Annotated in this window: 11 protein-coding genes and 1 pseudogene; 9 read left to right on the forward strand and 3 right to left on the reverse strand. The window is 55.2% G+C overall.

From position 1 onward, the window contains the following. Positions 1 to 385 (forward strand): NAD(P)(+) transhydrogenase (Re/Si-specific) subunit beta (locus tag AC1DU9_RS11120; protein ID WP_477810152.1); only part of this gene is annotated, 385 nt, incomplete at its 5' end. 124 nt (positions 386 to 509) lie between these two features. Here AC1DU9_RS11120 and AC1DU9_RS11125 read toward each other — a convergent pair. After that, complete coding sequence (locus tag AC1DU9_RS11125; protein ID WP_223457334.1) at positions 510 to 1,400, reverse strand: LysR family transcriptional regulator; 891 nt, start codon at positions 1,398 to 1,400, stop codon at positions 510 to 512. A 164-nt stretch (positions 1,401 to 1,564) separates the two neighbouring features. Here AC1DU9_RS11125 and AC1DU9_RS11130 point away from each other — a divergent pair, with 164 nt between their 5' ends. From AC1DU9_RS11130 to AC1DU9_RS11145, 4 genes are all read left to right on the forward strand, one after another. After that, positions 1,565 to 2,647 carry a 4-oxalomesaconate tautomerase gene (locus tag AC1DU9_RS11130; protein WP_223457333.1) on the forward strand — a complete coding sequence of 361 codons (1,083 nt, stop codon included), beginning with the start codon at positions 1,565 to 1,567 and terminating at the stop codon, positions 2,645 to 2,647. Positions 2,648 to 2,690: 43 nt separating this feature from the next. After that, on the forward strand, positions 2,691 to 4,025 hold the full coding sequence (locus AC1DU9_RS11135; RefSeq protein ID WP_223457332.1) for a dicarboxylate/amino acid:cation symporter: 1,335 nt from the start codon (positions 2,691 to 2,693) through the stop codon (positions 4,023 to 4,025). A 123-nt stretch (positions 4,026 to 4,148) separates the two neighbouring features. After that, positions 4,149 to 5,453: a CitMHS family transporter gene (locus tag AC1DU9_RS11140; RefSeq protein ID WP_477810153.1), complete on the forward strand. Its 1,305-nt coding sequence runs from the start codon at positions 4,149 to 4,151 to the stop codon at positions 5,451 to 5,453. 91 nt (positions 5,454 to 5,544) lie between these two features. Beyond that, positions 5,545 to 6,798, forward strand: a complete 1,254-nt coding sequence (locus tag AC1DU9_RS11145; RefSeq protein WP_223457330.1) for an OprD family porin — start codon at positions 5,545 to 5,547, stop codon at positions 6,796 to 6,798. A 164-nt stretch (positions 6,799 to 6,962) separates the two neighbouring features. Here AC1DU9_RS11145 and AC1DU9_RS11150 read toward each other — a convergent pair. Continuing rightward, positions 6,963 to 7,133, reverse strand: a pseudogene (locus tag AC1DU9_RS11150) (helix-turn-helix domain-containing protein); the annotation flags it as partial. A gap of 309 nt (positions 7,134 to 7,442) precedes the next feature. On the opposite strand from AC1DU9_RS11150, the gene antA reads away from it, so the two are divergent. Genes antA through antC form a run of 3 tightly spaced genes read left to right on the forward strand, consistent with a single transcriptional unit; the run spans position 7,443 to position 10,368 of the window. Beyond that, the gene (antA, locus tag AC1DU9_RS11155; RefSeq protein ID WP_477810154.1) at positions 7,443 to 8,828 is read left to right on the forward strand and encodes an anthranilate 1,2-dioxygenase large subunit; all 1,386 of its coding nucleotides are present in this window, start codon (positions 7,443 to 7,445) and stop codon (positions 8,826 to 8,828) included. Between the two features lies 1 nt (position 8,829). Then, a complete protein-coding gene (antB, locus tag AC1DU9_RS11160) occupies positions 8,830 to 9,318 on the forward strand; it encodes an anthranilate 1,2-dioxygenase small subunit (protein WP_477810155.1) in 489 nt (162 codons plus the stop codon). 18 nt (positions 9,319 to 9,336) lie between these two features. Next, on the forward strand, positions 9,337 to 10,368 hold the full coding sequence (gene antC, locus AC1DU9_RS11165) for an anthranilate 1,2-dioxygenase electron transfer component AntC (RefSeq protein WP_477810156.1): 1,032 nt from the start codon (positions 9,337 to 9,339) through the stop codon (positions 10,366 to 10,368). Between the two features lie 89 nt (positions 10,369 to 10,457). Here the strand turns inward: antC and gbdR are convergent, their stop codons facing one another. Beyond that, entirely contained in the window at positions 10,458 to 11,561 is a 1,104-nt protein-coding gene (gene gbdR, locus AC1DU9_RS11170) for a choline metabolism transcriptional regulator GbdR (RefSeq protein ID WP_223457324.1), read from the reverse strand. Positions 11,562 to 11,874: 313 nt separating this feature from the next. Here gbdR and AC1DU9_RS11175 point away from each other — a divergent pair, with 313 nt between their 5' ends. After that, a complete protein-coding gene (locus tag AC1DU9_RS11175; protein WP_477810157.1) occupies positions 11,875 to 12,210 on the forward strand; it encodes an outer membrane protein transport protein in 336 nt (111 codons plus the stop codon). Positions 12,211 to 12,222 lie beyond the last annotated feature (12 nt).

Here is a 12,222-nt window from a genome sequence, read left to right on the forward strand (position 1 = left end):
CGGCGTGACCGTGAAGTACGCGATCCACCCGGTGGCCGGTCGCATGCCGGGGCACATGAACGTGTTGCTGGCCGAGGCCGAAGTGCCTTACGACCAGGTGTTCGAGATGGACGACATCAACTCCGAGTTCGGCCAGGCCGACGTGGTGCTGGTGCTGGGCGCCAACGACGTGGTCAACCCGGCGGCGAAGAACGATCCGAAATCGCCGATTGCCGGCATGCCGATCCTCGAGGCATTCAAGGCCAAGACCATCATCGTCAACAAGCGCTCGATGGCCAGCGGCTATGCCGGTCTGGACAACGAGCTGTTCTACCTGGACAAGACCATGATGGTGTTCGGCGACGCGAAGAAAGTCATCGAAGACATGGTCAAGGCCGTCGAGTAAAACCTGCCCAGCCCCTCCCAAAAAACCCCGGCCATTGACAGGACGGGGTTAATGGGAGGGTGAAGCCCACCCACTCACCAGTGAAGTCTGCTCGACGACGCTTACTATAAAAATCGCCGCTCCCTTATTGCGGCCATTGTTCGAGCAGTATTGAAACGAATTTCTCCGCTGCGGGGGATAGTGATGCCCCCCGACGGTAAACCAACCCCAACGATCGATTCACCACAGGCTCTATCAAAGGGACGCTTACCAGCGTTGGGTGATCCCCGGCAGGCATTGCCAGACTTGGCATCGCCGATACGCCGAGCCCAGCCTCTACCAGGCCCAGAGAAGTAGACAAGTGCTGTACCTCGTAGAACCACTGTGGGCGCCAGCTCAAGCCTGATAAAGCGTGATCCAGCAGCATACGGTTTCCGCTCAGGCGACCAACGCCGATAAGACGATAATCGCTGAGCTCAGACCAAGTCACCGAGCTACGTTCAGCCAACTCATGATCACGCCTGCAGGCCAACACAAAAGGTTCATTCACTAATGGCACGAACTCGATATCCGGGTGCTGGCCGCTCATCATATTGATGCCGAAATCGGCTTCGCCCCGCAGGACCGCCTCAAGGCCTTCATTCGCACTAAGGTCCAGCAGTCGGATTCGAATTTTAGGATAGCGCTCGTTGTACAGGCGGATCACCGAAGGCAGAAAGTAGAATGCGGCAGTCGGAATACACGCCAGGGTCACCCTGCCAATTTGACGTTCCGCGAGCTCGCGGATATTGAGAATCGACTCATCGAAATCGTCCAGTAATCGCCGTGCCTTAGGCAGAAAATCTCTACCTACGCTGGTCAGGCTGACCTTGCGCGTTGTGCGATCGAGCAATGCGGTTCCCAACCCTTCTTCCAGCTTTTTGATTCGCCGGCTCAAGGCTGGCTGAGACAGATGCAGGGCATCAGCCGCTTCGTGAAAACTGCCCAGTTCGGCAATCTTCACGAAAGATCGTATGTCATTAAGCTCATAGTCCATTTTTTGTCACGCCAGCAACGAGGATGGATAGCAATCTATCTCAATTTAATCATTCGTCAAACGCAATAATAGCGACGATATTTGCATTGGAAACATTTTTTAAAGCCTGACACTCTTGCCTTCAGAACATCAATTACCCCGATTGATCAACAAGAGTCTGTGTCATGCAAAGAATTCCCTGTGTGCTAATGCGCGGCGGTACCTCCAAAGGCCCGGTATTTCTCGCTTGGGATTTACCTGCATCCATCGAAGCCCGTGACGAGCTGCTGCTCAACCTGATGGGCTCAGGTCATGAGCTGGAAATCGATGGCATCGGCGGCGGCAGCCCGCAAACCAGCAAAGTAGCTATCGTCAGCCCTTCGTTGCACCCAGACGCGGATGTCGACTATCTGTTCGTACAAGTGATGGTTTCACAACGTCGGGTAGATACCGCACCCAACTGCGGCAACATGCTTTGTGCCGTTGGCCCGTTTGCTATTGAACAGGGCTTGGTCAAGGCGTCCCGCGAGCGTACTCGTGTGCGCATTCGCAATTTGAACACAGGGACATTTGTGAATTCCGAGGTGCAGACCCCGGATGGCAAAGTCAGTTACGAGGGAGAGACTGCAATCGACGGCGTGCCGGGTACCGCTGCTCCGGTGCAACTGACCTTCCTCGATGCAGCCGGCAGCAAGACTGGCAAACTCTTCCCTACAGGAAACACACAGGATGTGATCGATAACGTTCCTGTGACCTGCATCGACATGGCAATGCCAATGCTTCTTGTCGAAGCTGGCCAGTTGGGCAAACGTGGAGATGAAAGCCCGGCCGAACTGGACGCCGACAAGGAATTTTTGCGGCGCCTCGAGTCGTTGCGACTTCAAGCAGGCCTCGCAATGGGTCTAGGTGATGTCAGCGACAAGGTAATTCCCAAACCCGTATTGGTATCACCGGCTAAAGCCGGTGGCACGATCCAGGTTCGCTACTTCATGCCACACAACTGCCACCGTGCCCTTGCCATTACTGGCTCCATCGGCCTGGCCACCGCTTGCGTCACTGAAGGCAGCGTAGTCGCGCAGATGCTGGGTGGAATCAGTACCCCTCGTCTGGAAAATGTTCGAATCGAGCATCCAAGCGGCGCAATTGACGTCGTGTTGTCCTACACCGGTGCCAAGGGTGAGACCATTCGCGCCTCAGTCGTACGCACGGCACGCAGGCTATTCGCCGGTTACGTTTACGCCACCGCCTCTGCGCGACTTGCCGGATAGACCCGGTAGTCGTTGGCATTTTTGCATCAGCACAATTCTAAAAATGGGTGATGCCATGAAAGTTGTTAAATCGCTCTATTTCCAGATTCTCTGCGCTGTCCTGCTGGGCGTAATCGTCGGGCATTTCTGGGCTCAGCAAGCTATCGCTCTCAAACCGCTCGGTGATGCCTTCATCAAGCTGATCAAGATGATGATTGCACCTGTCGTGTTCTGCACCATCGTCACCGGTATTGCCGGGATGAGTGACAAGCGTTCACTCGGTCGCTTGCTCAGCAAGACCATGTTGCTGTTTCTTGGGTTGACGGTGATCAGCCTGATCATCGGCCTGGTCGCGGTCTATGTGTTCAAGCCTGGCGCCGGCATGAACATTGATCCGAGTCAGTTGAGCACTAGCGGACTGGCTCAATACACCGAGTCGGCTGCGCAGCTGGGGGTGGTCGAGTTTTTCATGCACATCATCCCCGATACCTTTATCGGTGCATTCAGCAAAGGTGAAGTACTGCCGGTGCTGTTCATTGCGGTGTTGTCTGGCTTTGCCCTGTCCTCGCTTGGCGAGCGTGGCAAGCCGGTGCTTGACGTTCTTGAAGCAGCGTCGCACATGGTCTTCAAGATTTTCTCTTACCTGATGCGTTTTGCACCCATCGGCGCTTTCGGCGCGTTGGCGTTCACGGTAGGGCAGTACGGCATCACTTCGCTTGGTTCGCTGGCGAAATTGATCATGACTTTGTACATCGCCTGCGGTTTCTTTGTTTTCGTGGTGCTGGGAAGCATTTGTCGCGCTAATGGCTTCAGTCTCTGGAAGCTGTTGCGATACTTCCGTGAGGAGTTTCTGGTGGTGCTGGGGACTTCTTCCACCGAACCTGTGATGCCACGCATGCTGGAGAAACTCGAAGCCTTGGGTTGCAAAAAAGGCGTGGTGGGTCTGGTGCTGCCGACTGGTTATTCGTTCAACCTGGATGGCACTGCCATCTATCTGTCGCTGGCCGCCATTTTTATTGCCCAAGCCTGCAACATCGACCTCACCCTCACCCAGACCATCACCATGTTGGCGATCATGCTCTTGTCCTCAAAAGGAGCCGCTGGGGTTACCGGCAGCGGTTTTGTCGCACTGGCATCTACGCTGACCGTGATGCACGACATTCCGTTGGCCGGCTTGGCCTTGCTGATTGGCATCGATCGATTCATGTCTGAGGCACGTGCACTGACCAGCCTGGCCAGCAATGCTGTGGCAACTGTCGTGATCTCTATCTCGGAAAATGCTTGCAACCGGGAAACGCTGATCCAGACCCTGGACGGAAAACCTGTTCCGGCTGAGGAGCTGGCCAAGAAAGAATCCTGGGAAGACCTGAAAGTCGCCAAGAACGCCAAGATCGGATAGTCCCTACTCCTGACTTTACTCAAAACCCACCCGCCAGGCACCGTTGATCGTGTCGCTTAGCGGGTTGGGGTGCGTATGCCTCGGCGTCAGCCACTCTAACGATAACAACAAGAGAATCGTTCTATGCTCGCTTTCCTTGGCTTAGCCATGGTGGTCGTATTCACCGTCCTCATAATGACTAAGCGTCTGTCGCCCATTGTCGCACTGACTGTTGTACCCATCGTATTCGCCATCATCGGTGGCTTTGGCGGTACCACCGGCAAGATGATGCTCGACGGCCTGAAAATGGTCGCCCCTTCAGCCGCACTCCTTTTATTCGCAATCCTGTTCTTTGGTTTGATGATCGACGCCGGTTTGTTCGACCCACTGATTCGCAAAATTTTGAAGCGAGTCAATGGTGACCCAATGAAGATCGCTGTTGGCACTGCCCTCCTCTCCTTGCTTGTAGCTTTGGACGGTGACGGCACAACCACTTACATGATTACTTGCGCGGCAGTGCTGCCGCTGTACAAGCGTATTGGCATGAACCCGATGATATTAGCGACCATCGCTATGTTGTCTCTTAGCATTATGAGTGGCATGACGCCATGGGGCGGCCCCGCGACTCGCGCGATCGCGGCATTGGGCCTCGATGCGGGTAAATACTTCGTGCCCTTGCTACCGACCATGATTGGTGGTGCGATGTGGGTAGTCTTTACCGCGTTTTTGCTGGGCCGTGCCGAGCGTAAGCGTATCGGCAATGTTCAGCTGCAAAGTGGTGGCGGCGATTGCTACATCGAGGCGATTCTTGAGGACACACCGCACAAGCGTCCCAAGCTTGCGTACATCAACCTGCTACTCGTAGCTGCAGTGATGGCGGCTCTCGTGATGGGGCTGATGCACTCCGCGATTCTGTTCCTGATCGGCTTCGTTCTGGCGCTGATGATCAACTATCCACAATTGGACATTCAGAAAGAACGCATCCTTGCCCATTCGGGCAACGCCATGACCGTCGTGTTACTGGTGTTCGCAGCCGGGATTTTTGCCGGGATTTTTTCTGGTACAAAAATGGTCGACGCCTTGGCCCAAACCCTCGTCGACTGGATTCCGCCGTCCTGGGGGCACCTGTTCCCACTGGTCGTTGCGATCACCAGCATGCCGCTGACTTTCGTGCTGTCTAACGACGCCTACTATTTTGGCGTATTGCCGATCCTGGCCAATGCGGCCGCAGCTTATGGCATTGATCCCGTGGAGATCGCCCGGGCGTCTATTCTCGGACAGCCTGTACACCTGATGAGCCCACTGGTCGCTTCTACTCTGTTGCTGGTGGGAATGGTCGACCGCGATATTGGCGACTTCCAGAAAGCCACCGTCAAATGGGCGGTGCTCACCTCCCTGGTGGTTACTGCACTGGCCTTGTTAACCGGGGCAATCAGCCTGTTCACCTGATTCACCCAAATCTTATGCCGTCTTCCAACGAGCCTCACTAGCGAGGCGCGCGCTGTCCTGCACTCTAAATAACAACAATGAGTAATTTGCCATGAGTTTTTTGCATTCCCGTCAGGCTTTGTTTTGCGTTTTAGGTTTGTTGCCAATGGCCGGTGCCAGCGCCGAAGGCTTTATCGATGACAGCAAACTTAAACTGCAACTACGAAATGTGTATTTCAATGAAAACTTTCGTGACGAGCACGGCATGAGCGCACGAGCAGCGAGAACCGCAAAAAGTGAGCGAACTGAGTGGGCTCAAGGATTCTTGCTGGACTATCAGTCAGGATTTACACAAGGGACGATGGGGTTTGGCATTGATGCCCTTGGTCTGTTTGGGGTCAAGCTCGACTCAGGCCGTGGCCGTAGCGGTACCGGACTATTGCCGGTTCATGATGACGGTCGGGCGGCCGACGAGTTTGCCAGTGCCGGTGTTACAGCAAAAGCACGGCTTGCAAAGACCACCGTCAAATACGGCACCTTGCTGCCCAAGACCCCTGTGCTGATTTACAACGATGCGAGATTGTTGCCACAGACCTATCAAGGCACCCAAATAAGCAGCAGCGACATAGAAAACCTTACCGTCACCGGAGGATACCTGGACCGTTTCAAACTCCGGGACTCTACCGACAGCATGCCGATCGTACCTGACGGTTTCAGTGGGGATAAATCAGGAGATTTCAGCTACGCCGGTGCCGAATATAAATTGGGCAAGGACCTCCGTCTGAGCTATTTCTATGGCGAGCTCGATAACTTTTATCGCCAGAACTTCGCAGGCATCCAACACGACTTGCCCTTGGCCGGTGGAGTGCTCACCAGTGACTTGCGCTACTTCCATAGCGCTGATACTGGATCTGCCTTCGACGGCAAAATCGACAACGACATGCTCAGTGGCCAACTGTCATATGCCATCGCGGGCCATACGATGGGGGGTGGCTATCAGACTCTTAGCGGCGATGCAGGCTTACCCTTCATCAGTGGTGCTACCGTCTATTCATTCAGTAACGCTGGCATTGGCAAATTCATTGAGGAAGACGAGAAGACCTGGATGCTTAATTACGGCTACAACTTCGCGGCCGCAGGCGTGCCTGGTTTGACCTTTTCCACGCGCTACCTGAGTGGCAATGACGGTAAATCCGATACCACCGTCAAGGAATGGGAGCGTGATACCGAGCTGGCTTACGTCGTTCAAGGAGGTTCTTTCAACGGCCTGGGCGTGCGCCTTCGCAACTATGTCTACCGCTCGGATTTTTCCCGGGGGCGTGATAGCAACCGGATCTACCTTACCTACGACATTGTCCTTTGGTAGGACGCGGATCACGACCGGATACCAAGGCTCGGGGCCGCGATCACGAGCCAATCCATTTGAACGAGCGATAAAAGAACCTCCGCCTGAGGCCACTCGAACGATGGCTGCGGATCTCCCCCCGAGGCCGCAATGCACAAAGCACCACTCATGAGCCGACTTTATGACTAGTGTTTTCGACTCCGTTCAACTGTTTTTGACGGCACTTCCAAAAATAACTTCTTGTAGTCGGATGAGAATCGGCCCAAGTGGGTGAATCCCCACTGCATCGCCACCGCAGTAATATTGCCATTGCATCCACCTTCCAGCAGCGCCTGCCTTACCGCTTCCAACCGAAAACGCTTTAAAGCACCGCATGGATGTCTTGAAACTCAGCATTGTTCCCGGCATGAGTTTGCAGATTCATCGCAGCACCACAAGAGTGACAGATCAGGCTACAACCGTACTTTCAACGCCTCGGAATCACTATCCGCATAATGCAAAAATCATCATGAAAACGCACAAAAGAAAACCGCCATGCATGTCCCATAAAGAGTGAGCCGTACCCCCTCAGAAGCGGATAGATATCGCCTCGAATCCGGATAGATGCACCACACAAAAAGGCTTTCAATCGGGGTGAGCCTAAAAACTACAAAAGGGTGTACCTGATGAACAATTCGAGAAGCATTGCGCAGTGGCAAGAATACATTCAGGGCTGCCTGGATTTCCGTCCGGCTGAAGGCATTTACCGCATTGCCCGTGACATGTTTACAGAGCCGGAACTGTTCGACCTGGAGATGGAACTGATCTTCGAGAAGAACTGGATCTACGCCTGCCACGAGAGTGAAATCGCCAACCCCAATGATTTCCTGACGATGCGTGCGGGTCGTCAGCCCATGATCATCACCCGCGATGGCAACAATCAGCTTCACGCGCTGATCAACGCTTGTCAGCATCGGGGCGCGACCCTGACTCGCGTCAGCAAAGGCAACCAGTCCACCTTCACCTGCCCGTTCCACGCCTGGTGTTACAAAAGTGACGGCCGCCTGGTCAAGGTCAAGGCCCCGGGGGAATACCCGGAAGGCTTCGACAAGGCTACCCGCGGCCTGAAGAAAGCACGGATCGAGAGCTACAAAGGCTTCGTCTTCATCAGCCTGGACGTCAACGGCAGCGACTCGCTGCAAGACTACCTCGGCGATGCAAAGGTGTTCTTCGACATGATGGTCGCCCAGTCTCCTACCGGCGAGCTGGAAATACTGCCCGGCAAGTCGACCTACAGCTACGACGGCAATTGGAAACTGCAGCACGAAAACGGTCTGGACGGTTATCACGTCAGCACCGTGCACTACAACTACGTCTCCACGGTGCAACATCGCCAGCAAGTCAATGCCGCCAACGGCGGCGGCTCCAGCACACTGGACTACAGCAAACTGGGTGCCGGTGATGCGGAAACCGACGATGGCTGGTTCTCGTTCAAGAATGGCCACAGCCTCTTGTTCAGCGATATGCCCAACCCGACTGTGCGCGCCGGTTATGCCAGCGTCATGCCGCGCCTGGTGGAGGAATACGGCCAGCAGCAGGCTGAGTGGATGATGCACCGTCTGCGCAACCTCAACATCTACCCAAGCCTGTTCTTCATGGATCAGATCAGCTCGCAGCTGCGTATCGTGCGTCCGGTGGCCTGGAACAAGACAGAAATCACCAGCCAGTGCATCGGCGTCAAGGGTGAGTCCGACGCGGACCGGGAAAACCGCATTCGTCAGTTCGAAGACTTCTTCAACGTTTCAGGCATGGGAACCCCCGACGACCTGGTGGAGTTTCGTGAAGCCCAGCGCGGCTTCCAGGCACGCCTTGAACGCTGGAACGAAGTGTCCCGCGGCAGTGAAAAATGGGTCGAAGGCCCCACTTCCAACAGCGAGGTCCTGGGCATCAACCCGGTGCTGACTGGCACCGAGTTCACCCATGAAGGCCTCTACATCAATCAGCACGGTTCCTGGCAGCGCTTCCTTCTGCAAGGTCTGGAACAAAAAGCCCTGAAGTTGAAGGAGGTGTGAAATGAGCGCACTACAACATTCCATCGAGCAGTTCCTCTACCGCAAAGCCGAACTGTGTGATCAGCAGGATTGGGACGCCTACATCGCCCTTTTCGATGAGCAGAGTGAATTCCACCTGCCGCAATGGGAGTCGGAGCATGTGTACACCACCGACCCCAAGCGCGGCATGTCGCTGATTTACTACTCGAACCGCTCTGGCCTTGAAGACCGGGTGTTTCGCCTGCGCACGGGTAAATCGGCGGCGTCAAACCCGATGCCGCGCACCCTGCACCAGATCAGCAATGTGCGGATCAAGGAGCTCGATAACGGCTTGCTTGAAGTCAAGGCAGCCTGGGTCACGCTCTTCACGCGTCAAGGGTTGTCCGAGCAGTTCTACGGCCATGTGACCTACCACCTTAAAGCGGTCGCAGACAGCTGGAAGATCACTCGCAAGCACATCGTGTTGCTCAACGACACCATCAACTCAGTGCTTGATTTCTATCACCTGTGACCTGCGGAGCACGCTGTCATGAACCATAAAGTCGCTTTCAGCTTCGCCGACGGCAAGACCTCGTTCTTCGAGGTCAAGCCAAACGAGTTGTTGCTCGACGCTGCGCTGCGCAATGGCGTGAACATCCCGCTGGACTGTCGCGAAGGTGTCTGCGGCACCTGTCAGGGGCGCTGCGAATCAGGTCAATACACGCAAGATTATGTCGATGACGAGGCTTTGTCCGAACACGATCTGGCGCAACGCAAGATGCTCTCTTGTCAGACTAGAGTGCAATCGGATGCGTCGTTCTATTTCGATTTCGATTCGAGCTTGTGCAACGCCGGGGCAACCCAATTGTTGCAAGCGGTGATTACCCGTGTGGAGCAGGTTTCAGCCACGACCGCGATCCTTCATCTGGACGCTTGCTCCCACCCGCAGCAATTGGACTTTCTTCCGGGGCAATACGCTCGACTGCATGTACCTGGAACCAGTGAGTGGCGCTCCTACTCATTCGCCAACCGGCCCAATCCCACTAACCAGCTTCAATTTCTCATCCGCCTCCTGCCGGATGGCGTGATGAGCAACTTCATTCGTGAGCATTGCCAACCCGGTCAAACCATCGAGTTCGAAGCCCCTTTGGGTAGCTTTTATCTACGCCAGGTGACCAAGCCTCTGGTGCTGGTCGCAGGAGGAACCGGCCTGTCGGCTTTCCTCGGGATGCTGGATAACATTGCAGAAAAAGGTGGCTGTGGGCACCCGATCCAACTGTTCTATGGGGTCACTCAGGACAATGACCTGTGCGAAACCCAACGATTGGCGGACTATCGCGAACGTATCGTGGATTTCGACTACCACCTCATCGTGTCGAGGCCATCAGAGCAGTGGAAAGGAAAAACCGGATGGATTCCTGATCACTTTGACCGAAATGCGTTTGAGGCTGATCCATTCGATATTTACCTGTGCGGCCCTCCGCCAATGGTGGAAGCGGTCAAGACCTGGTTCATCGAGCAGCGAATCGAAAAATTCCAGATGTTTTACGAGAAGTTCATCGAGAGCAATTCAAAACATTAAGAACCAAGGGGAGTATCTGGAATCGACCAGATACTCCCCTAATGCCAGTCAGTTAAGCGTTGGCTGCGATCTTTTAATAACGCCTCGGTCTAGAGCCTTACACTGGCAAACGTCGACTCATTGCGCGCCTGGCTCAGCGCCGACAACGGTCCGGACAACGGCGACAGCACCAGGGCCTGTGGCAGCGGCGTCATCGCCACTTGTTGTGTGGTGTTGGAACTTACACGCTCGTCGCGTGGCGGAATACCGTAGTACTCGCGGTAGCACTTGGAGAAGTGCGGCGTGGACACGAAACCACAGACCGACGCCACTTCGATGATCGACATCGGCGTTTGCTTGAGCAATTGCCGCGCGCGGATCAGGCGCAGCTTGAGGTAGTAACGCGATGGCGAGCAGTGCAGGTACTTCTGGAATAGCCGCTCCAGCTGACGACGGGACACCGCGACATACACCGCCAGTTCGTCGAGGTCGATCGGCTCTTCAAGGTTGGCATCCATCAGCGCCACGATTTCCTGCAACTTCGGCTGGTTGGTGCCGAGCATGTGCTTGAGTGGCACGCGTTGGTGATCCTGCTCGTTGCGAATGCGCTCGTAGACGAACATTTCCGAAATGGCCGCCGACAGTTCACGCCCGTGATCGCGGCTGATCAGGTGCAGCATCATATCCAGTGGCGCGGTGCCGCCGGAGCTGGTGAAGCGGTTCCGGTCGAGGGTGAACAGCCGGGTGCTCATGGTCACCCGAGGAAAGGCTTCCTGCATCGCCGCCAGGCATTCCCAGTGCACACTGCAATCGAATCCATCCAGCAAGCCGGCACCGGCCAGCGCCCAGCTACCGGTGCACACCGCGCCCAAGCGTTTGGACTGACGTGCCTGACTCTGCAGCCACGACACGTGTGCGCGGGTCACCGTGCGTTGAATGCCGATCCCGCCACAGACAATCACAATGTCGAGCGGCGGCGCTTTGTGCATGGCGGCGTCAGGCGTGATCTGCAGACCGTCACTGGCCCAGACTTGACCGCCATCGACGGTGAGCGTGGTCCAGCGATACAGCTCGCGGCCGGATAACTGATTCGCCATGCGCAGGGGTTCCACTGCGGACGCCAGGGAAATCAGCGTGAAATTGTCCAGCAGCAGAAAGCCGATGGATTGAGGCGCACGGTTCTGGGGTTGGGCCCCGGAGTTGAACGTCGTCATCGCGGTATTTCCTCACACAAAGCGGGTAAACGGCCTCAGGCGCAGGCTCTTTTTATTGCTCGTCCGGCGAGCTATTTGTATTTACCTGCAAAACTCACACCCAACTTCAATGGATCCTTCCATGCGTTCAAAAAACGACACTCCAATGTCTCTATCTCGATGGTCGCAAGGGGTAAGGTTAAAAGCGAAGGAGATGTGGTCAACCACTCTACTCATTGGCAGTGGGCAATAAGGTAGCGTTTTTGGGAGGGAATGACCGAAAACGATCACTTGCTTGCTACCGACATGCACAGGTCGGTTTTCGAAAAGAACAATGGGCGATGACGTTAGTGATTGCAGCAACCTGAAGGTTGTCCTCGACTTCAAGGATCACCTGGATGTGAAGAGCAGTGCTCCGTTGGTGAGCCGCCTCAACAGCCTCAACAGCCTCAACACCAAAGTCGACCTGAAAGTACCGCAAACGGCGACCCTCAGCCTGTACCGGCAACTGGATACGCAATGGTCTATTCTGGCCACAGTCAATTGGCAGGATTGGTCGAAATTCGGCGACATCGGCATTGACGCAGACACTTCCAGAACCGTTTCACATGGACACTCACAACGCCAGCTTGCACAAAACCAACGAGGTGGAAATGAACAGGAAGTCTAACAGGGGCTGGAC

The sequence above is a fragment of the Pseudomonas sp. P4_C1 genome, assembly GCF_056402155.1.